Raw genomic sequence first — 21176 nt, 5'->3', positions numbered from 1 at the left:
CCTGCCGGACACGGTCGCGGACAGGACTGCTGGCACGCCGGCCGCACCGGACTCCGGTGCCGGGAGACGGCGCGCGCCCACTATATGAACTCGGGCCGCTGTGCGGGAGAACAGCGCGGAAACCCGGAACTCCCGCGCCCGGACCGCTCCCCCGCCCCCGGCTACCGCACGGCGCCCGCCGTCAGCCCCTCGCGCACCTGGCGCTGGAACGCGGTGTACACCGCGAGGACCGGCAGCATCGCCATCGTCACGCCCGCGTACAGCGCGCCCCAGTCGCCCTCGTACCCCTGCTGCACCATCAGGGCGGCGAGGCCCTGCGGCAGCACGGCGTCGTCCGGGTCACCGACGTTCAGCACGCGCGGCAGGACGAACTGGTTCCACTGGCCCAGCACGTTGAAGATGCCCACGCTGACCAGTCCCGGCCTGGCCATCGGCATCATGATCTGCGCGAAGGTCCGCAGGTGGGACGCGCCGTCGATGGCGGCGGCCTCCTGCACGGCCGTGGGCAGGGTCCGGAAGAACGACACCAGGAAGAAGACGGTGAACGGCAGCGAGTACGCGATGTAGACGGCGATCAGGCCGAGCCGGGTGTTGAGGAGGCCGACGTTGTCCAGCACGAAGAACAGCGGGACGAGCGCGAGGAAGACCGGGAACATCATGCCGCCCGCGAACAGCAGGTGGACGATCCGGTTCCCGGGGAAGGTGAACCGGGCCACGGCGTAGGCCGCCATCGCGCCGAGCACCATCGTCCCGGTCAGCGAACCGGCCAGGACGACGGCGGAGTTGAGCGTGTAGCGGCCGATGTCGGCCGTCGTCCACGCGGTGGTGAAGTTGTCCCACGCCACGTCGAGCGGCAGCCCGAACGGGTCGGACACCAGGTCCTGGTGCGGCCGGAACGCGGAGATCGCCACCCAGACCACGGGCCCGGCGGCCAGGACCGCCCACACGGCGAGGAACGAGTGGGCGAAGACGTTCAGCGCGCGGCCGGCGGCCCGGCCCTCCGGGGGGTGCTCCACTGCGGTCCTCCTCAGAACTCGATGCGGTCCCTGCGGCCGAGGCGCATCATCAGCGCCGTGAAGGCGAACGTCAGCACGAACAGGGCGACGCCGATCGCCGTCGCGTAGCCGGCCTGCCCCTCGCGGAACGCCTTGTCGAACAGGTAGCTGGGGATCACCTCCATGCCGTGCTCCGGGACCATCACGTTGACCAGCGCGAACGCGTCGAGCGCCTGGATGCCCATGTAGATCCAGCCCGTCCGCACGGTGCCCGCGATCAGCGGGGGCGTGACGCGGGTGAACATCACCGCCCGCCCCGCGCCGTCCAGCAGCGCCGCCTCGTGGATCTCGGCCGGGATCGACCCCATCGCGGCGGAGAACAGCACGACGTAGAAGCCGGTGAACGACCAGCACAGCACGGCCAGGACGCACCAGCGGGCGAGGTCGCCGCCCAGCCAGTCGTCCTGGCGCCAGGAGTCGAGCCCGACCAGGCCGAGGCTCTCGTTCAGGACGCCGCCGCGCGGGCTGTAGATCCGCGCCCAGATCACCGCGATGACGGCGATCGACAGCACCTGCGGGAAGAAATACACCACCGTGTAGAGCCGCGCGCCCGCGACGCCCGTGACGGCGCGGCCATGGCGCCGCCGGCCGCCCGCCGTGAGCATGAAGGCGAGGAAAAGGCCGAGTCCGAGCGTGATCACGGGGGCGGCGACGAGAAGCAGCAGGCTGTTCCGCACGGCCGCCCAGAATTTCGCGTCGTGCAGCAGGCGGTCGTAATTCTCCAGGCCCGTGAAGTTCGATGTCCCGCTGAATCCCGTCCAGTCGGTCATCGAATAGAAGAACGCCTGCACGAACGGGGAGACGACGAGCACGAGATAGATCAGCAGCGGCGGCAGGAGGAACCACAGGACGAACCGGTACTGCTCGATCCTGCGGTACCGCCGGTCGTTCCGCACCCGCCGGGGCGTGAGGCGCGGCGGTACGAGGAGGGCCGCCGCGAGCAGCAGCGGGTGTGCGGGCGGCGGGCCGTCCGCGGCCGCCGTCCGCCGCCGGTGCGTACGCGGGTCCACGCCGCGCCTCAGCGGGTGAACTTCTGGAGGGAGTCGTCCCGCGCCGCGGCGTCGGCGGCGCGCTGGCAGCGGTCGATCGCCTCGTCCGGGCCGATGTCACCGGCCATCATCGCGGCGACGGCGCCGCCGATCTCCTCGTCGTTGAGCTGCCGGTACCAGTCGCGGATGCGGGGGATCAGCACGTTGTCGCCGGCCGCCGCGAGGACCTCGCGGGCGCTGGTGAGCCCGGGCGGCAGGTCGAGCCCCTCCGACGCGTCACGGACGCAGCTCAGCGATGACACGAGGCCGGTGAAGTTCCGGGCGGACTCGCGGCCCAGCATGATGCGCAGGAACTCCAGGCCGCCCTGGAGGTTCGGCGCGTCCGACGGCACGATGAACGGCTCGGTCGCGGAGGCCCACAGCGTGCCGAACGGCATCGCGTCGGAGTCGTCGAGGCCGGTCGGCGGGCCGACCGCCATGTCGAAGTCGTCCGGGGTGCCGGAGCGGGTCTCGTTCTCCACCCAGGAGCCGTTCGGGATGAACAGGGCGTGGTACTGGTTCCACTCGTCCTGGGCGTCCTCGTGCGTCATCCCGGCGCTGCCCCGCAGCACGTAACCGCGGGCCGTCAGCTCGTGGTACGCCGCGAAGGCGGCGCGGACGGCGTCGTGGCGCCAGGCGTTCGGCTCCAGGTTGTCGATGGCACGCAGGACGTCGGGACCGCCGATCTTCCCGATGAACGGGTAGAGCGTGAAGTTGAAGTAGTACGGATAGACGCCGGGGTATGTCCAGCCGGCCATGCCCTCGGCCTTGGCGGCCTCGCACAGGGCGATCATCTCGTCCCAGGTGCGCGGGTATTCGGCGCCGAGGCGGTCCAGGGCGGTGCGGGAGTACCACTGGCCGTGGACGGTGAAGGCGTAGTTCAGGCAGTACATCTCCTCGCCGCCGAACCGGCCGACCTCCACCGTGCCGGGCATCAGGGTGTCCCTGACCGGCACGGACGGGTCGTCGAGCGAGGGCGCGTCGAGGAGTTCGGTGAGGTCGTGGACCTGGTCGTTCCTGATGAGGGCGGCGATGTCCATCGCCTGGGCGCCGCCGTTGTTGATGACGTCCGGGGGGTCGCCCGAGACCATGCGGGGCTGGAGGCGGGACTGGATCTCCGGGGTCTTGGCGTGGTCCACGCTGCCGTGGGACGCCTCGTAGATCTCCTCCGCGTCCAGCGCGTACTGGTCGCCGAAACCGCCGTCGAAGATGACGACCTCCAGCTCCGCGTCGGTCACGCCGAACGGGTTGGTCTCCGAGGTGGCGCCGCGCTCGACCGTGTCGCCGCCGCTGCCCCCGCCGGCGCAGCCGGCGAGGGCGCCGACGGCCGGCACGGTGAGCAGGCCGGCGGCGGCCGAGCGTCGCAGGAGGGTTCTGCGGTTGAGGTACGGACTGGAATGCATCCTTCACGTCCCCTCGCCTCTGGCGGGCCGGGCGCGGTGGCGTCCGGCCTGAATGCCGACAGGTATAGTCCACTTCTCCCGGGTGCGGAAGAAGGCCTTCGGGGCGGAAGTGATGACGATTCCGGGTCGATACGCGCCGGACACACGGAACGGGCCGCCCGCGGTGATCGCGGGCGGCCCGTCGTGCGCATCAGGGACAACTCCTGACGCCTTTCATCTCTGTGGCGTCATGCGTTTGTTCCGTTTATCGCGCCCATTCCGTCACTTGCGGATCAGGGAACGCAGCACGTACTGCATGATGCCGCCGTTGCGGTAGTAGTCGGCCTCTCCGGGGGTGTCGATGCGGACGACCGCGTCGAACTCCACGCCCGTGTCGGTCGAGACCCGCACCGTCTCCGGCACGCCGCCGTCGTTCAGCGCGGTGATGCCGGAGAACGCGAACGTCTCCTCGCCGGTCAGGCCCAGCGCGTCGGCGCTCTGCCCGGCCGGGAACTGGAGCGGCAGCACGCCCATGCCGATCAGGTTCGAGCGGTGGATGCGCTCGTACGACTCGGCGATCACGGCCCGCACGCCGAGCAGCGCGGTGCCCTTGGCGGCCCAGTCGCGGGACGAGCCGGAGCCGTACTCCTTGCCGGCGAGGACGACCAGCGGGATGCCGGCCTCCTGGTAGTTGCTGGACGCGTCGTAGATGAACGACACCTCGCCGCCGCGGGTGAAGTCGCGGGTGTAGCCGCCCTCGGTGCCCGGCGCGATCTGGTTGCGCAGGCGGATGTTGGCGAACGTGCCGCGGATCATGACCTCGTGGTTGCCGCGGCGCGAGCCGTAGGAGTTGAAGTCGCGGCGTTCCACACCGTGCTCGGTGAGGTACGCGCCGGCCGGGGTGTCGGCCTTGATGGCGCCGGCGGGCGAGATGTGGTCGGTGGTGACCGAGTCGCCGAGCTTGGCGAGGACCCGGGCGCCGTCGATGTCGGTGACCGGCTCGGGGTCGGTGCCCATGCCGTCGAAGTACGGGGGCTTGCGGACGTAGGTGGACTCCGGGTCCCACTCGAAGGTGGAACCCGTCGGGATCGGCAGGGAGTTCCACTGGGCGTCGCCGGCGAACACGTCGGCGTAGCTCTGGCCGAACATCTCCTGGCCGATCGCGGAGGCGACGACCTGCTCGATCTCCTGCTCGGAGGGCCAGATGTCCTTCAGGTACACCGGCTCGCCGTCGGGGTCGGTGCCGAGCGGCTCGGTCGTGATGTCGACCGTCATGGAGCCGGCGATGGCGTAGGCGACGACGAGGGGCGGGGACGCCAGGTAGTTCATCTTGACGTCCGGGTTGATACGGCCCTCGAAGTTGCGGTTGCCGGAGAGCACGGACACGACGGCGAGATCGTTGTCGTTGACCGCCTTGGAGACCTCTTCGGGCAGCGGCCCGGAGTTGCCGATGCAGGTGGTGCAGCCGTACCCGACGAGGTTGAAGCCGAGCTTGTCGAGGTACGGGGTGAGGCCGGCGCGGTCGTAGTAGTCCATGACGACCTTGGAGCCGGGCGCCAGGGTGGTCTTGACCCACGGCTTGCGGGTCAGGCCGCGCTCCACCGCCTTCTTGGCCAGCAGAGCCGCGCCGACCATGACGGAGGGGTTCGAGGTGTTGGTGCAGGAGGTGATCGCGGCGACCGTGACGGCGCCGTGGTCGATCTCGTACGTGCTGCCGTCGGGGCGGTGACGGTGACCGGGTTGCTCGCGACACCGTTGGAGACCGCCGGGGCGTCGGAGGCCGGGAAGGACTCCTTGCCGGCCTCGTCCACGTCCGAGTTGGGCAGGTAGGCGCGCACGTCCTCGCCGAACTTGCGCTTGGCGTCGCTGAGGGCGATCCGGTCCTGCGGGCGCTTCGGCCCCGCGATGGACGGCACGACGGTGGCGAGGTCGAGCTCCAGGTACTCGGAGAACTCCGGCTCGGCCGCCGGGTCGTGCCACAGACCCTGCTCCTTGGTGTACGCCTCGACGAGCGCGAGCTGCTGCTCGTCGCGGCCGGTCAGGCGCAGGTAGCTGATGGTCTCGGCGTCGATCGGGAAGATCGCGGCGGTGGAGCCGAACTCCGGCGACATGTTGCCGATGGTGGCGCGGTTGGCCAGCGGCACGGCCGCGACGCCGTCGCCGTAGAACTCGACGAACTTCCCGACCACCCCGTGCCGGCGCAGCATCTCGGTGATGGTGAGGACGAGGTCGGTGGCGGTGGTGCCGGTGGGCAGCTCGCCGGTGAGCTTGAAGCCGACGACGCGCGGGATCAGCATGGAGACGGGCTGGCCGAGCATGGCCGCCTCCGCCTCGATGCCGCCGACGCCCCAGCCGAGGACGCCGAGGCCGTTGACCATGGTGGTGTGCGAGTCGGTGCCGACCAGGGTGTCGGGGTACGCCTGGCCGCCGCGGACCATGACGGTGCGGGCGAGGTGCTCGATGTTCACCTGGTGGACGATGCCGGTGCCGGGCGGGACGACCTTGAACTCGTCGAACGCGGTCTGGCCCCAGCGCAGGAACTGGTAGCGCTCGCGGTTGCGGCCATACTCCAGCTCGACGTTCTGCTGGAAGGCGTTGGCGGTGCCGAAGCGGTCGGCGATGACGGAGTGGTCGATGACCAGCTCGGCCGGGGCGAGCGGGTTGATGCGGGCCGGGTCGCCGCCGAGTTCGCGGACGGCCTCGCGCATGGTGGCCAGGTCCACGACGCACGGGACGCCGGTGAAGTCCTGCATGATCACGCGGGCGGGCGTGAACTGGATCTCCTGGCTGGGCAGCGCGCTCGCGTCCCAGTTCCCCAGGGCGCGGATGTGGTCCGCGGTGATGTTGGCCCCGTCCTCGGTGCGGAGCAGGTTCTCCAGCAGGACCTTGAGGCTGTAGGGCAAACGGCCGGAGCCGGGCACCTTGTCCAGCCGGAAGATCTCGTACGACTCCTCGCCCACCCTGAGCGTGTCGCGTGCGTCGAAGCTGTTGGCCGACACGACTGTCTCCTTCACCACATGGTTTCGCGCGTTGCACGGCAATCCTGCCGTTCGCACCATGCGGCGGCTCGCTAAGGTGACCCTTACCAAGCCCCGGGCGGGTGCGGTCGGCAGCCGCTTGCCGTCTCCAGGTATCTCGATGTCAAGATAAGCCTAGTACATCCCCACGGCCGCGGCACGCCGCCCACCCGCGCCCGGACGACCAGCCACGTCCCGGATCCGGGATATCCTCTCCGTCATGGGAAGCAGCACGGAGATCGAGACACGGCTCGCGGGACGGCTCGCCGAACTGCGCGGCGAGTTCGGGTGGTCCCTCGACGAGCTGTCCGGCCGCACCGGCGTGAGCCGGTCGACCCTCTCGCGCCTGGAACGCGGCGAGATCAGCCCGACCGCCGCGCTGCTCGGCCGGCTCTGCTCGGCGTACGGGCGGACCATGTCCCGCCTCCTCGCCGAGGTCGAACCGCGCCCGCCGCAGCTCGTACCCGCGGCGCGGCAGCCGGTGTGGCGGGACGACGCGTCCGGCTTCGTACGGCGCGCCGTGTCGGCACCGCATCCGGGACTGCGCGGCGAGGTCGTCGAGGGCACGCTGCGCGCCGGCGCCGACATCTCCTACGAGGCACCGCCCGTCCCGGGGGTGGAGCAGCACATCTGGCTGCTCGACGGATCGCTCGAGGTCACGGTGGACGGCGAGGCGTACGCCCTCTCCGCCGGCGACTGCCTGCGCTTCCGGCTCTGGGGGCATCCCGCTTCAGATGCCCGGGCCCGGACGCCGCGCGGTACGCCGTCGTGGTGGTGCTGCCGTGATCGAGCGGCTGGACGGGGCGGGGTTCGCGGCGGCCGTGGACGGGCTCGCCGGCCTGTTCGCCGAGGTCGTCGCGCAGGGCGCGTCCCTCGGCTTCGTGACGCCGTTCGGCCGGGACGAGGCCGCCGCCTGGTGGCGGTCGCGGGGCGCGGCGGTGGCCGACGGCACGCTCACGGTGTGGGTCGCCCGCGGCGCCGGCGGCGCCGTGGACGGGACGGTGGGCCTGGAACGCAGCCCGAAACCGAACGGCCGGCACCGCGCCGAGATCGTGAAGCTGATGGTGCGGCCGGCGGCACGGGGCCGGGGGCTCGGCCGCGCGCTGCTGGCGGCGGCCGAGGACGCGGCGGTGGCCGAGGGGCGGACCCTGCTCCTGCTGGACACCGAGACGGACAGCCCGGCGGAACGGCTCTACGCCGGCGCGGGCTGGACCCGGCACGGTGTCGTCCCCGCCTACGCGGCCGACCCGTCGGGCGTCCTGCGGGACTGCTCGTTCTTCCACAAGCGGATCGCCTGACGGCGCTCCGTCAGCCCCGGGCCGGGAGGCCGGCGACCCACGGCACCCGGGCCGCGAGGGAACCGGCCAGCTCGCGGAGGTCCGGGGGGAGCGCGGCGGGGTCGCCGACGACCCCGGGACCCCAGTGCGCGATGAGGTCGTCGTCGGGGGCGAGCGCGGCGGCGCGCAGCATGTGGCCGGCGGCGGCGTGGGCCGGCGGGACGGCGGCGCGGTGCAGCGTCATGGCGTCGCGCAGGTGACGATGGGCGCGGTCCACGTCGAGGAGCCGCGCCAGGGTCTGTCCGGCGGGTCTTGGCGCGGGCTCGCGGCGCCGGATGCGGTGCATCGCAAGGCGCCGGATCGCAGCTCATACCCGTCGTATTCGCGCGATACGGCAACGCAGCGAGGTGCCGTAGCCGGCGTCGCGAGACAGGCAAGACCCGCCGGACAGACCCTGGGTCAGCGACGGGTGCGCGGGAGTCGTCCACGCGCAGGTCGACCGGTTCGTCGTCGCCCGTCACCCGCAGCGCGGCGGACTGCCGGCCGCGCCGGCCGCGCCGGTCGCCGCCGGCGGCGTCACCGGCGGTGAGCGCGGCGAGGAGCCGTTCCGGCAGCGGCCGGCCGGCGGCGGCGTCCCAGCCGTCCATGAGGGCGGCGACGACACCGGGACCGGCGAGCGTGTTGCCCTGGACGGAGACGTGCTCGCCCAGTCGGTGCCCCGCGCTGTCGGCGCACGCCGGACCGGTCCAGGCCGCGACGCGCCCCGCCGTGTCGATGACGGCGCACTGCCGGTCCGCCGCGTCCGGCAGGGCGGCGAGCGCGGCGACGGCGGCGTCGGGCGCCGCGCCGCGTTCCAGCAGGTCGAGCGCGGCCGCCGGGTGCCACAGCTCCGAGGCGGCCTGCCCGGCGGCGACGCCCACTCCGGGCCGCACGGCCGGCACGCGTGCCCCGATCGAAAGGACACAGCTCGCCACCGCGACGCCGGTCAGGCCGGTGGCGGGGTCGTGGCCGAGGATCGAGAAGGTCATGCCGGCGAGACTCCGCCCGAACGGCCCACCCCGTAAACGGGTTTTTCACCGTCGCGGGCCGTTTGACGCCCCCGCGGGCGGCGTGCGCGGGACCTCGGCGGCGTCGCCCGAATGGCGGAGTCCGGCGGGCGTTGGGCCGTTCGGGCGTCCAGGGTTGCCACGGGGAACCGCGCATCTCGCGCAGGACGAACGGAGTGAGTGATGACCCGTACCCGAGTGGCCGCGACCGCGCTCGCCACCATCTGCCTCATCGGCGCGCCGGCCGGGCTGGCCCGCGCGGACGGCACGCTGTCCGACCAGGACACGGCCTTCATGACCGCAGCCCACCAGGGGAACCTGGCCGAGATAGCCGCCGGTGAGGACGCCGGGGAGAACGCGACGACCGAGTGCGTCCGCCACCTCGGCGAGCGGCTCGTCACCGACCACACGGACCTCGACGAGAGCCTCACCGGCCTCGCGGAACGCCTCGGTGTCGAGCTGCCCGACGCCCCGACCGAGGAGGCGCAGCAGCAGCTCGCCGAGGTGCAGGCCAAGGCCGGCACCGAGGACTACGACAAGGCGTGGCTGACGACGCAGGAGGCCGCGCACGAGGACACCCTCGCGCTGATCGACCAGGAGCTGGCCGACGGCTCCGACCCGGACGTGAAGGCCGCCGCCGAGGCCGCGCGGCCGATCGTCGCCGAGCACCTCGCGATGGTGGAGGGCGGCACCTGCCACGAGTCGGACGACGGCGCGTCCGGGGCCGGGCACCACGACGGGGCCGACTCCGCGGCGAGCGGCGACCCGGCGCACGTGCCGGCCGGTCACGGCACGGCCGCGGCGGCGGCGGGCGGCGACGGGTGGGCCGGGCCGGCCGCGCTGTCCGGCGGCGTCCTGCTGACGGCGGCGGGCGGCACGGCCTGGCTGCTCCACCGCCGGACCGCGCGGCACTGAGCGGCGGCGCGGCGTGCGGCGCGTACCGGCGGGGGCGCTGACGGCGGCGGGCGTGTGCCTGCTGGTGTTCGGTGCGACGGCGCCGCCGTCCGCCGTGCCGGACACGCCGCGCGACTTGGGGCGGCCGCCGGCGGCCGCCCCCTCCGCCGTGCCGGGGCAGGGCGCGGGTGAGGTGCCCCGGCGGTTCGCGCTGCCGGGGCGTGCGGCGGTGCCCGTCCTGCCGGTCGGGGCCGGGGCCGACGGGGCGCTGCGGCCGCCGGAGGCGGCGGACGGACTCGGCTGGTGGGAGGGCGGCGCCCGGCCGGGCGCGGCGAGGGGCACGGTGCTGGTCGCCGGGCACGTGGACGACCGCGCGGGGAACCCGGGGGCGTTCGCCGCGCTGGCCGGCATGGCGCCGGGCGACGAGGTGCGGGTCACGGCGGCGGACGGCCGTGACCACACGTACCGGATCACGGCGCGGCGCACGTACGCGTGGGACGGCCTGCCGGACGACCTGTTCGACGCGTCGGGGCCGCACCGGCTGGCGCTCATCACCTGCACCGGGACGTACGACCGGGAGGCGGGCCGCTACACGCGGAACCTCGTGCTCTACGGGGAGCTGGTGCGGCGGCCCGGGTGACGGCGGGGCAGTCGGGGCGGAACGGCCCCGCGCCGCCACGCGCCCGCGCGAAGGCCGGCGTGAGGACGCGCCGGCCGACGTTCGGCGGGCCAGCCCCCCGCCACGGCCGGGCGGCGGCGGCCGGGCCGAGGCGGGCGTGACTCCGCCGCTCGGGGCCGGGACCACGGAAGGCGCGTGACGCCCCGGCCGACCGGCGGGTCCAGCAGCAGCCGCTCCCCACGGCCGAGCGGACCGATCCGGGCACCGGGCGTCCCTCCGCCCGGGACGGAGGGCGTACGGCGCATGCCGCGGCCGGCGGTTCCACGGGACCGGCGAACGGGCCGTCCGGGGCAGGGCGCCGGACGGGCCGCCGCGAGCACCGGCCAGTGACGTCTCCGCGCGGCCGGCTCGTCCGTCGAGGGGTACCGGACGACACGACGACGCGCCGCTGTCCCGAAGAGCGCTTCGCACGCACATGGCGGCTGGGAGCCGTGACCCGGCGTCTCGCGACGCACCGCGTCCGACCTGGCCGGACGGACGTCAGGCCGTGCCCTCGCCGGTCGGCCTGCCGCCGCCGAGCGCGGACCTGACGAGCGTCAGGATGTCGTCGTCCGCCATGCCGAGTCGCCTCGCCTCCGCGACGACCGAGCCGAGGGCCGTGAGGAGCCCGGCGCGCGAGCGCGCGGCGCCGTCCGCCGTCACCACCGCGCCCCGGCCGCGGCGCAGCTCGATCAGGCCCTCGTCGCGCAGCTGCCCGTAGCCGCGCAGGACCGTGTGCATGTTGACGCCGAGGGAGGCGGCCAGACCGCGTGCCGGCGGGAGCCGTTCGCCGGGGGCCGCCGTGCCGTCCGCTATGGCGCCGCGCACACAGGCGGCGATCTGGTCGCCCAGGGGCACGGGCGAGTCGTGCTGGATGCGGAAGAGCACGTCAGGCGTCCGTCCCGCCCGTGCCGGGGGTGGCCTTCCGGCGCCGGTCGATGAGGCCGCCGATGAGGGCGGCGGCCGTCGCGGCGTCGTCGACCGTGACGACGAACTCGCGGCCGTTGCGCAGCCGCAGGGACAGGGCGTCGCCCGACCGCAGGACGAGGCCGGAGGCGCCCGGCCGTATGCGGTAGCCCCAGCCGCCGAAGTCGGCGAGCGGCCGGATGTCCCGGCGTGTCGCGGCGGTGATGCGCTCCAGCGGGACGGTCATGCGCGGGCGGGGCACCAGCGCCGATCCGACGGTGAGGCCGCGCCCGTCCACGGTGACGCGCAGGCTCCCGAACGCTCCGCAGACCACGGCCGCCAGGAGCAGCGTCAGGCCGCTCCCCCACGGGCCGAGGGCGAACAGGACCACCGCCACGACGGCGCAGACCCCGGCTGTGACCAGCAGGGAGACGGAACCGACCTGCCGGCTCCACGCCGCGGACTCCCCGGGCATCAGCCGCAGGGCACGCGTCCCGCCCGCGCCGTCCGCCACGCCGTCGGCCGGCGCGTCGGGTCCCGCCGCCCACCAGCCGATGAGGCCGAGCAGGGCGGCGGCCGCTGCCATGACCGCGAGGAACCACAGCGGCAGCCGCACGTCCTCCGGGGTGGCCGCGTCCCGGTTGACCAGCAGGACGGCGATGAGCCCGACCGCCAGGAGGCCGGACGTCGCCGCGCTGCCGGCGGCCAGCCACCGCTGGGCGGGCGAGCGGCGGACCGAGCCGGTCGCGCACATGATGGTGAGCGCGGCACCGAGGCCGACCAGGATGGCGAGCCCCGCTGCGAGGAACGCCCAGCGGTCCTGGTAACCGTCCGCGCCGCCCGCGCCGCCGAAATGCGTGGCGATGCGGTCGGGCAACCGCGGCGAGAACAGTGCGAACGACCCGCCGAAGAGGGCTGCGGCGAGGCCAAAAGGTATGGCGGCGACGGCTGTTCGCCGTGCGTGCGGCGTCATGGATCCCCCGGATGCCGAGTTGTTCGGGTGGTTCTAGAACAAGAGAACTCTACCCCCGTACGGCGTGTCGTCACCCGAACAGTCGAACACCTGATGCGTCATCTCATATGTGAGATAGGCTCGGACACATGATCGACGACTACCTCGCCCGGATCGGACAGCTCATTCGGGACGCACGTCAGCATCGTGGCTGGACCCAGGTCCAGCTCGCCGAAGCGCTCGGCACCAGCCAGAGCGCGGTCAATCGCATCGAGCGGGGGAATCAGAACATCAGCCTTGAGATGATCGCGCGCATCGGCGAGGCCCTCGACAGCGAGATCGTCTCGCTCGGCTACGCCGGCCCGATGCATCTCCGGGTGGTGGGCGGACGGCGCCTGCACGGCAGCATCGACGTCAAGACGAGCAAGAACGCCTGCGTCGCGCTGCTGTGCGCCTGCCTGCTCAACTCCGGCCGCACCGTGCTGCGCAGGGTGGCGAGGATCGAGGAGGTCTTCCGCATCCTGGAGGTCCTCGGCTCGATCGGCGTGCGCAGCCGGTGGATCAACAACGGCGCCGACCTGGAGATCGTGCCGCCGGCCGAACTCGACCTGGACGCCATCGACAAGGAGGCGGCGCTGCGGACCCGGAGCATCATCATGTTCCTCGGCCCGCTGCTCCACCGCATGGACTACTTCAAGATCCCGTACGCGGGCGGCTGCGACCTCGGCACCCGCACCGTCGAGCCGCACATGACGGCGCTGCGGCGGTTCGGGCTCGAAGTCACCGCCACGGAGGGGATGTACCACGCGCAGGTCACGCGGGGCGTCTCCCCCGAGCGTCCGATCGTGCTGACCGAGCGCGGGGACACCGTCACGGAGAACGCGCTCCTCGCCGCCGCGCGCCACGACGGCATCACCGTCATCCGCAACGCCTCGTCCAACTACATGGTCCAGGACTTGTGCTTCTTCCTGGAGCAGCTCGGCGTGCGGATCGAGGGCGTCGGCACCACCACGCTGACCGTCCACGGCGTGCCCGACATCAACCGTGACGTCGACTACTCGCCGTCCGAGGACCCGGTGGAGGCGATGAGCCTGATCGCCGCCGCCGTCGTCACCGAGTCCGAACTGACGGTCCGGCGGGTGCCGGTGGAGTTCCTGGAGATCGAACTCGCCGTCCTGGAGGGCATGGGGCTCGACTACGACCTCGGCCGCGAGTACCGCGCGGACAACGGCCGCACGCGCCTCGCCGACGTGACGGTCCGGCCCTCGAAACTGGAGGCGCCGATCGACAAGATCCACCCCATGCCGTTCCCGGGGCTCAACATCGACAATGCCCCGTTCTTCGCGGCCATCGCGGCATCGGCCCACGGATCGACACTGATCCACGACTGGGTCTACGACAACCGCGCCATCTACCTGACCGACCTGAACCGCCTCGGCGGCCGGCTCCAGCTCCTCGACCCGCACCGGGTCCTCGTGGAAGGGCCGACGCGGTGGCGCGCGGCGGAGATGATGTGCCCGCCGGCCCTGCGGCCCGCCGTCGTGGTGCTGCTGGCGATGATGGCGGCGGAGGGCACGTCCGTCCTGCGCAACGTCTACGTCATCAACCGCGGCTACGAGGACCTGGCCGAACGCCTGAACTCGGTGGGCGCCCAGATCGAGACGTTCCGCAACATCTGACCCAGGAAAGCCGCCGCACCCGCCCTGGCCTCCGCGTATGAGGCGCAGCGGTGGGTGCGGCGGCTTGTGACGGCCTCGCGCACGTGCTCAGAAGACGAACGGTCCCGGCGTCTGCGGTGCAGTGATCGTGCAGTCCACTCGGAACGTCAGGAACTCGAACGTGAAGGACTCGGCCTCCAGCACCTCGCCCGGGGCGACAGTGCCCGTCAGCGGGCCGGAGTCGAAGCCGTCCCCGAGAATCATGGGCGGGTTGGACTTTCCCCTGAAGGTCACCTCATCGCCGTCCGCCGTGGACAGCGTCAGGGTCGTCTCCATGAAGTCGGCCGGCATGTAGTGGGATGCCCACACCACGGGCGTGGAGACGTTGAACGTCACGGAGGTGCCGTCCTGCCGGGCCTCGATCGTCGCTCGGCCGGAAGCCTGGCTGGAGCACGTTGTCGGGGCGTCGGCGGTGGTGGGATCGACGGCCGAGGCCGCCGGGGCCATGACCAGTGCGCCCACGGCGAGGGCCACCGCGCCTGCCGTGCCGGTTCCGGGAATGCGGAGCTTCATGCCGACTGCCTTCCTGTGGGTGGTGCACACGGATGGACGGGATGTCGGAGCAACAGCCTTGATTGACTGTTGAATCATGCCGTGAAAGGGGGCGTCCCACAACGGACAGGGCCCCGGCCGACGACCCGACGGAACCGGGTCAGGGGTGGTCGGGGTCCGGTGGGGCGCTGCGGAACTGCATGTCGCGCAGTGCTTCGTCGGCCGCCCTGACTTCCGCGAAGTAGTCCCTGTGCACCTTGTACGCGCGGTCGAGCACGATCCCGTGGTACATCCCCGACGGTGCGCCGAACCATATGTCGCGCGGGAGGCGCTGGACGCCGCCGCGGCTCACGATGAGGATCGCGCGGTCGGTCGCCACGAAGGTCCACACACGCACGCTGAAACGCGCAGAACTGGACGCGATGAAACCCGTCTGGATCTGCTCGCCGGGCTGCAGGTGCGGCGCGGCGTGCTTGGCGATCAGCGCGACGCGCCGCTCTCGATAGCCCATGCTCTCCCGGATCCGAAACGTCCCCTCATCGTAGGACGCACCACGCACGAAAGGGGCACCCGTGGGCCATCAAGCCAGGGCGCGAAACCGGATCGGTGGTGCTGGCGAACTGGGCGGCCCGCCTTACAGAATCTGCCATCGCGCCCCCAGGTGCCCGGCGCGAAGACCCGCGATTCTGCGTTCGATCTCGGGCAATGTGGCGGGGGCCTGCGGCACCTTGCGGGCATTGGTCGTGATCATCCGCAGTTCACGGATCTCTCGCAGGGTGCGGTACCCCGGCCACTCCCGCACGTCGAATCCGTAGGCGTCAGCGAACGCACGATAGTGGTCCGGCTCGTAACCGAAGCGGCGACAGTGGATCTCGACGGTGACGAGGTCCCATTCGGGTTGCCCCCAGGCAGCGGTGTCCCAGTCACTGAGCACGGCATGCTTCTCGGCGAAGAGGGCATTGTTGTGCTGCGGATCTCCGTGACAGATGCTCGCGGGGAGTGCGTACTCTACCCGTCCGAGACTCAAGGCGAGTTGCTCCAGGCGTGCCGCAAGCCAGTCCAGTGTCTCCCCGGTGAGTGCCTCCGTGGCAGCGATGGAGGCACGGATGGCCGCCACGTTGTCCAGATCGCGCAGCGGAGCCGGTGGCTTCGGGAGCCGGTGCAGAGTGCGGAGTGCCGGTGCCATGGCGACGGCCGGGACACCGCCGGCTCCGGGTTGCGGCAGATACGTCCAGAACGTCACCGCGTGGCCGTCGAACGACAGTGGCTGTTCCACCGGATGAAGCGGCACGGTGGGAAAACCCTGCCCCATGAGCCACCGCACGAGGTCAACGGTCCGCCGCACCCGCTGCCCGTCGGTGCCCCGACGGGCGATCTTGACGACAACCGGATGGTGAGCCAGCCGGATCACGGCGTTTGTCTGTCCGCGCAACAGCACGGCGTCCGTGCTGTCCAATCCGACCGCCACGCAGGCCTGGCGCAGGACATCCAGCATCTCGTGGGGCGCATAACCGCCCGGCAGGGCACGTGCGGGTGGGTTCATGTGCTCAGGCTTGCACGGCCTACCGACGGGGGCGTTACGTCGCCCCGACGGGCAGAGCCAGCACTTCACGCAGAGACCTGATGGCGCGGGTACTCCGCTGGGCCGGCGGGAGGGCGTCGATGATGCTTCGGGCGCGGGAGCCGAGAATCGCTGTGCGGTGCTCCTCCGGAACACCGAGATATGCGCTCCGGACCAAGTGGACGGCTTCTTCGAGCGCACGCTGACGCACCATGCAGATGGCTCGCTCGAAAGCAAGGAGTGCGGGGTCGATGCTTCCCGGATGGCTTTGGTACAGCCCCAGAGCCTCATCCTGCACGGCATACGCCTCACGCGACATGCCGAGGTGGGTGTACGCACCGCTGAGGTAGAGCAGCAATCGCCGTCGGGGAAACCCGAAGGCGTCATCGGTTTCGGGACCGGCCGCCCGGTCGAAGTCGTGCCGGGCGGCGGCGATCGCCGCCCGGGCACCGGCGGCGTCCCCGCACCGGGCCGAGGCGCGGGCCTGGGCAGCGGCGGCGAGCGCGCTGGTCGGCGACGGCCGGGAGGACAGAAGCTGCGCTTCCCTGGCCAGGCGGGCGGCCGCGTCCAGGGGGCCGTAGTAGTAGGGCAGCATCGCCGCTTGCGCTCGCACCCGTGCGCGGACTTCCTGGCTCCCCGAGTCGTCCGCCGCCGCGCGCGCCGTGGCGTACCAGGCGCCGGCTCGCTGAACGCGCCCCAGCTTCATGAAGGCGTCGGCCGTGAGAGTGGCCAGGTACGCGGTCATCTCCGACAGACGTGACTGGGCGAGGGCCGGCTGCCGTTCCGCCGCCAGCTCCCGCACTTCGTGCAGTTCATGAATCAGCAGGTCGAGCATCGTGGCAGGTGCGGTGGAGACGTACCGCTGCCGCAGCCAGATGAGACGCTCCTCCAAGAGGTCGAGCTGTTCCCCGCTCACCGTGCCCTTGGCCAGCGTACGGTCCAGTGACCGCCTCACATCGTCCAGTCGAGTGTCCAGCGAGTCCAGCATGCGGTCGGCCGAGACCGTCGCCGTCATCGGCGTTTCGCCACGGCCGAGACCGAGTTCGTCCATCGATGCGTCATACAGCCGGCACAGCAGCGCGACGGTCTGGGCGCGGGGCGCCTTCAGCAGACCCGTCTCGTACCGGCGGAGAGCTTCCGGGTCCATCCGGACGTCCACATCGAGAGCGGCGCCCAGCTCGCGGAGTTCGTCCGTGGCCCGCGCAATGTTCCAGCCGCGCGCGAGCCGGTGGGAGCGCAGCCTGCTCACCGCACAGCAATCACGGATCTCGGCGGCGATCCGGTCGAGAGACCACTGCTCCGCCCGGCCGCGCGAGCGCCAACCCTCCGCGCAGGTACGTCCGTGCTTCGAGCTCTGCGGCTGCAACTGATCGACCCCTTTCCGTCACCGGTGGTCCAGGGCCATTCAATCCGGTCGGAACGGCGGGTTGCCTGCGAAAGCACAGGATTGCCGGTCCAGCCCTGTGCAGTGGCGGGTGAATCCTGCAGGCCTGCAGGTTGCGGGGGACCCGGCCGACGACGACTCTTGCCTCTCACGCGGCGCCACAATGACGACACCTTCGGTCATCGCGGCGCGCCCCCGCTTCTGGAGATGGTCAGTGTGACGGTCCTGACGGCAGTTTCCCCGTCCTTGTACGTGGGCTTCCCCCGACACCTTCGCTCGGGATGGACAGCCCTCCGGTCCTGGTGGGCCGCCTCGTCCGAACCGCCTTTCGTCACCTCGACGGCGCCCGGCTCCGAAAAGCCGTGCCCCCTGACAGCCGGTCCTTGGTACGTGCTGGTGCTGCCCGGCGTACCCGCCAGTGCCGGGCACCTGCGTCAGGCACTGGCCGAACTCGCCGGGAGTTGGGATCTGCCCGGACAACTGATCTCCGACGCTCAGATCGTCGGCACCGAGCTGTTCGCCAACGCGCTGGAACACGGCGGAGTCGGGGGCGGTCCTGTGCCGGTCGAGATGATGCTGGGGCCGGGACCCGGGTTGCTCATCTCGGTCAGCGACCACATGCCGGACACGCCACCCGCGCCTCAGCGAGCTGACGGCGACGCGGAACAGGGACGCGGCTTGGCGCTCGTCACCGCACTGTCCCGGGACTGGGGCTGGGAGCGCCGCCCGGGGCGGAGGCGGAAGCACGTCTTCGCCCTTCTCGGGGGCTGACCGATCGATGAGGCGGTCGCCGCCTCGTTCACGGCGTGCCGTGCGGCCATCCGAGTCCGGAGGGACGGCGAGCTGCCCGTCGCCGTGGCCGGCGGCACCGCACCCGGTGTCTCCCCCGCCGATGTGTCTCAGGCGAGGTTCTGTTCCAGTTCGGCCAGGGCCGTGCGGACCTCCTCGTCGGGGTATTCCGCCAGGAAGCGTGCCGCGGGCAGGAGTTGGCGCAGTGTGTCGAGTTGGGTGTCGGCCGCTTCCGAGCGGCCCCTGTCCACGCGGGCCATGTCCGCCACCAGCTGCATCAGGCGGCCCGGGATCGGGGTCCAGCTGTTGGCCACCATCTTCAGGAGCAGCGGCGCGGCGGCCATCGCGGCGGTGGCGCCGTAGCCGTGGACCAGCAGGGAGTGCAGTTGCTCCGCTGCGCGGGTCGCGACCGTCTCGTCGTCCCAGCCGGCGCGCAGGATCTCGGACGGTACGTTCTCGGCCGTTCCGCGATTGCACCGCAGCCGGTCCCACGGGAAGCGGTCCGCCGTCTCCTTGATCCAGCGCAGCACCCACAGTTCGTCGGGGTCGAGCCGGAGGGCGGCCCAGCCGGGGGTGCCGCCGCGTACCCACAGCACGCCGTCCGCCGTGAGGTGGAGATCCTCGATGCCGGTGCCGAGCGGCAGGTCGGCCACCACGTCCCGGCAGCCGGTGCCGAGGTCCCACAGCCGTACCAGTCCGTCGGCCCAGGCGGCGGCCAGGGCGGTGCCGGAGCCGGGGAGCACCGTGGCGGCGAGGGCCGTCACCGCCGCGCCGCGCCGGTCGAACGGGCCCGCGGCGGGCGGGCCGTCGGTGCGCCAGATCCGCAGCACACCGGCCGCGTCCCCGCTGACCACCAGTTCGGAGCCCGCCTCCGCGCCCTGCCGGACGCAGGTGACGGCGGTGACCGGTGCCCGGTGCAGCGGCTCGGAGGTGCCCAGCCACTCGTCACCGGCGGCTCCGCCGAGCAGCCGGGCGTGCACCGTACCGGCCGCGTCGCCGGCGACCGCGACCGTGCCGCCCCCGCCGGCGGCGCGGGCCGTGACGTCCGGCAGGCCGTCGAGACCGGCCGCCGCCGGCACCCGCGGTACGCCGCCGGGCGGCGGGGTGCCGACGGACTCCGCCCGCCAGCGTCCCAGGTCGTCCTCGTCACCGGCGGCGAACTCCAGCGGCGGCAGGTCCAGCAGGCGGTCCGGCAGTTCGTCCGGCGGCTCCACGCGGACGCCGTCGAGGTCGGGGCACAGGACGGCCAGCGCGTCCTCGACGGCCTGCCGCGTCCGGCCATGGACGATCAGCGGCCAGTCGACCCAGCCGCCCCGCGCGTGCGTGACCAGGACGTCGGGGCCGCCGTGCAGGACGGCGTCCGCCGCCAGTTCCTGCCACGGGAGGAGGCCCAACTCCGGGAACGACGCGTGCAGCCGCTCCACGACGGCCGGGTCGTCGTGCAGGTCACCGTGGTCCAGGCGGACCGTGAACCCGAAGTGGCCCGGCAGCCGTTCCAGCGCGAGGTGCAGCAGGAACTCGGATATCGACGCAGCCTGCGGCACCCATTCGTCGTCGCCCGTGCTGACCAGGACACGCGGATCGTCCTGCGCCGCCTCGGCGGCGGGGTAGCCCCACTGGTTGCAGTACTGGTACTCGGACATGAAGACGCACACCCGCCGGTCCGTGCCCGGCGCGGGCGGGACGGTCCCGGGCGGCAGCTCGTCCTGCGGGAGCGGGGGCCACTGCGTGTGCACCCAGTACAGGCGCGGGCTGAAGGAGAAGGAGTTGACGGGCGACGCCCACCATTCGGTGAGGGCCGCGGGCACCGGCAGCGACGGGTCGGGGCGGATGTCGACGTTCTCGCCGTCGCCCGCGCGCCAGACCGGCTCGCCGCCGGGGTCGACCCAGCCCCACTCGCGCTGCACCTCGTCGAGCAGCGCCCAGCGCTGCCCGGGGTCGGCGGCGGTACGCTCCCGGGCCTCGCGCAGACGGTCGGCGAACCGTCCGTAGTCGATCACCTGTGGCATTCACGCATTGTAGGGGCGCGCGTCACGCCTTCCGCGCGGCCGACGAGCGGGCGTCGTCGATCATCTCCCGCAGCGCCTCGTCCGTCGGGGTCGGCTCGATCCCGAACGCCGCGGTGGCGGCGGACGAGTCGAGGACGAACGGCCCGCGGAACTGGTACTGCGTCTCCAGCATCTCCCGCGCGGTCGGGTTGAACAGCCCGGCGAGCCGGAGCGCGGCACGCGGCATCACGCCGATGCGCGGGGCGGGCGCGCCGGCCAGGGCGGCGGTGCGCACGGCGAGGTCCCGGACGGACAGCGGTGGCGCGGTGGGCACGTGCCACGCCCTGCCCCACGCGGTCTCGTCGGCGGCGACGGCGACCAGCGTGCGGGCGACGTCGCCCGCGTACGTCCAGCTGTGCGGCGCGTCGAGGTCGGCCGGGACCTGGCCGCGCCGCCCGGCGATCACCTTCGGCAGCACCAGGACACTGAACGGCGAGACGGTACCGGCGCCCAGGTAGTCGGAGCCGCGGACCTCGGCCGTACGGATGCGCCCGGCCTCGTGCGCGGCGAGCGCTTCGGTCCACAGCGCGGCCCTGACGCGGCCCTTCACCGAGTTGGGGCGCAGCGGCAGGTCCTCGGTCATCGGGGCGTCGACGCTGCCGTAGCCGTACAGGTTGCCGGTGGTGACGAGCACCGCGCCGGTCGTCCCGGCGCAGCGGACGAGCGCCGCTCCGAGCGGCGGCCACTCGGTGGTCCAGCGGTGGTAGGGCGGTCCCGCGCAGTTGTAGAGGGCGACGGCATCCCCGGCGTGCCGGGTGAGCGCCTCCGCGTCGGTGGCGTCCGCGGCGACGCGTTCGATCCCCGGCAGCTCCGGGCCGCCGCCGCGGCGCGTGAGCAGGCGGACCCGCTCGCCTCTGCCGGCGAGCAGCCGCGCGGTCGCCGAACCGACCGGACCGGCTCCGACGACGACGTGCACAGCCATACCGTTCTCCTCGGTCGCGCCGGGAACGGCGTCCCCGGCCACGCACA

17 protein-coding genes and 3 pseudogenes are annotated in these 21176 nt (G+C 72.6%); 6 read left to right on the top strand and 14 right to left on the bottom strand.

Annotated features, from left to right (window positions below):
* Window positions 1-161: 161 nt before the first annotated feature.
* From EMA09_RS23785 to EMA09_RS29325, 5 genes and pseudogenes are all read right to left on the bottom strand, one after another.
* Window positions 162-1016: a carbohydrate ABC transporter permease gene (locus EMA09_RS23785; RefSeq protein ID WP_346655851.1), complete on the bottom strand. Its 855-nt coding sequence runs from the start codon at window positions 1014-1016 to the stop codon at window positions 162-164.
* 11 nt (window positions 1017-1027) lie between these two features.
* Window positions 1028-1951 (bottom strand): sugar ABC transporter permease, encoded by a 924-nt coding sequence (locus tag EMA09_RS23780; RefSeq protein ID WP_240796715.1) that lies wholly within the window; start codon window positions 1949-1951, stop codon window positions 1028-1030.
* A 122-nt stretch (window positions 1952-2073) separates the two neighbouring features.
* The gene (gene ngcE, locus EMA09_RS23775) at window positions 2074-3486 is read right to left on the bottom strand and encodes an N-acetylglucosamine/diacetylchitobiose ABC transporter substrate-binding protein (protein WP_129843014.1); all 1413 of its coding nucleotides are present in this window, start codon (window positions 3484-3486) and stop codon (window positions 2074-2076) included.
* 261 nt (window positions 3487-3747) lie between these two features.
* Window positions 3748-5292 (bottom strand): annotated as a pseudogene (gene acnA / locus EMA09_RS29330) (aconitate hydratase AcnA); the annotation flags it as partial.
* A gap of 8 nt (window positions 5293-5300) precedes the next feature.
* Window positions 5301-6464 (bottom strand): annotated as a pseudogene (locus tag EMA09_RS29325) (aconitase family protein); the annotation flags it as partial.
* Between the two features lie 238 nt (window positions 6465-6702).
* On the opposite strand from EMA09_RS29325, the pseudogene EMA09_RS23765 reads away from it, so the two are divergent.
* A pseudogene (locus tag EMA09_RS23765) lies at window positions 6703-7268 on the top strand (XRE family transcriptional regulator).
* Window positions 7268-7780 carry a GNAT family N-acetyltransferase gene (locus tag EMA09_RS23760; protein WP_240796714.1) on the top strand — a complete coding sequence of 171 codons (513 nt, stop codon included), beginning with the start codon at window positions 7268-7270 and terminating at the stop codon, window positions 7778-7780. Before EMA09_RS23765 ends, EMA09_RS23760 begins: the two are co-directional and overlap by 1 nt.
* Before the next feature lie 10 nt (window positions 7781-7790).
* Here EMA09_RS23760 and EMA09_RS29115 read toward each other — a convergent pair whose 3' ends face one another.
* Window positions 7791-8105, bottom strand: a complete 315-nt coding sequence (locus EMA09_RS29115) for a hypothetical protein (RefSeq protein WP_240796535.1) — start codon at window positions 8103-8105, stop codon at window positions 7791-7793.
* 883 nt (window positions 8106-8988) lie between these two features.
* Between EMA09_RS29115 and EMA09_RS23750 the strand changes: the two genes are divergently transcribed.
* Both EMA09_RS23750 and EMA09_RS23745 read left to right on the top strand, forming a co-directional pair.
* A complete protein-coding gene (locus EMA09_RS23750; RefSeq protein ID WP_240796534.1) occupies window positions 8989-9720 on the top strand; it encodes a DUF4142 domain-containing protein in 732 nt (243 codons plus the stop codon).
* 13 nt (window positions 9721-9733) lie between these two features.
* Window positions 9734-10339, top strand: coding sequence for a class F sortase (locus EMA09_RS23745; protein ID WP_129843011.1), 606 nt, complete (start codon window positions 9734-9736; stop codon window positions 10337-10339).
* Between the two features lie 519 nt (window positions 10340-10858).
* On the opposite strand, the gene EMA09_RS23740 is transcribed toward EMA09_RS23745, so the two are convergent.
* A complete protein-coding gene (locus EMA09_RS23740) occupies window positions 10859-11245 on the bottom strand; it encodes a GntR family transcriptional regulator (RefSeq protein WP_129843010.1) in 387 nt (128 codons plus the stop codon).
* 1 nt (window position 11246) lies between these two features.
* Window positions 11247-12236, bottom strand: a complete 990-nt coding sequence (locus EMA09_RS23735) for a DUF1648 domain-containing protein (protein WP_129843009.1) — start codon at window positions 12234-12236, stop codon at window positions 11247-11249.
* A gap of 128 nt (window positions 12237-12364) precedes the next feature.
* On the opposite strand from EMA09_RS23735, the gene EMA09_RS23730 reads away from it, so the two are divergent.
* Complete coding sequence (locus EMA09_RS23730) at window positions 12365-13894, top strand: UDP-N-acetylglucosamine 1-carboxyvinyltransferase (protein WP_129843008.1); 1530 nt, start codon at window positions 12365-12367, stop codon at window positions 13892-13894.
* An 87-nt stretch (window positions 13895-13981) separates the two neighbouring features.
* On the opposite strand, the gene EMA09_RS23725 is transcribed toward EMA09_RS23730, so the two are convergent.
* The 4 genes from EMA09_RS23725 to EMA09_RS23710 form a co-directional block, all read right to left on the bottom strand.
* Window positions 13982-14446 (bottom strand): hypothetical protein, encoded by a 465-nt coding sequence (locus EMA09_RS23725; protein ID WP_129843007.1) that lies wholly within the window; start codon window positions 14444-14446, stop codon window positions 13982-13984.
* Window positions 14447-14585: 139 nt separating this feature from the next.
* Window positions 14586-14936, bottom strand: a complete 351-nt coding sequence (locus EMA09_RS23720; RefSeq protein WP_129843006.1) for a hypothetical protein — start codon at window positions 14934-14936, stop codon at window positions 14586-14588.
* A 123-nt stretch (window positions 14937-15059) separates the two neighbouring features.
* On the bottom strand, window positions 15060-15968 hold the full coding sequence (locus EMA09_RS23715) for an aminoglycoside phosphotransferase family protein (RefSeq protein WP_129843005.1): 909 nt from the start codon (window positions 15966-15968) through the stop codon (window positions 15060-15062).
* A 34-nt stretch (window positions 15969-16002) separates the two neighbouring features.
* Window positions 16003-17352, bottom strand: a complete 1350-nt coding sequence (locus EMA09_RS23710; protein ID WP_129843004.1) for a hypothetical protein — start codon at window positions 17350-17352, stop codon at window positions 16003-16005.
* A gap of 408 nt (window positions 17353-17760) precedes the next feature.
* Between EMA09_RS23710 and EMA09_RS23705 the strand changes: the two genes are divergently transcribed.
* On the top strand, window positions 17761-18141 hold the full coding sequence (locus EMA09_RS23705) for an ATP-binding protein (protein WP_168220793.1): 381 nt from the start codon (window positions 17761-17763) through the stop codon (window positions 18139-18141).
* A gap of 128 nt (window positions 18142-18269) precedes the next feature.
* On the opposite strand, the gene EMA09_RS23700 is transcribed toward EMA09_RS23705, so the two are convergent.
* Both EMA09_RS23700 and EMA09_RS23695 read right to left on the bottom strand, forming a co-directional pair.
* Window positions 18270-20168 (bottom strand): hypothetical protein, encoded by a 1899-nt coding sequence (locus tag EMA09_RS23700; protein WP_129843002.1) that lies wholly within the window; start codon window positions 20166-20168, stop codon window positions 18270-18272.
* A gap of 22 nt (window positions 20169-20190) precedes the next feature.
* Window positions 20191-21129, bottom strand: a complete 939-nt coding sequence (locus EMA09_RS23695; protein WP_129843001.1) for an NAD-dependent epimerase/dehydratase family protein — start codon at window positions 21127-21129, stop codon at window positions 20191-20193.
* Window positions 21130-21176: the final 47 nt, after the last annotated feature.

This window comes from Streptomyces sp. RFCAC02, from assembly GCF_004193175.1.
Lineage (GTDB): Bacteria > Actinomycetota > Actinomycetes > Streptomycetales > Streptomycetaceae > Streptomyces.
Note: the sequence above shows the minus strand (reverse complement) of the source record. Positions and strands in the feature narration are given on the sequence as shown.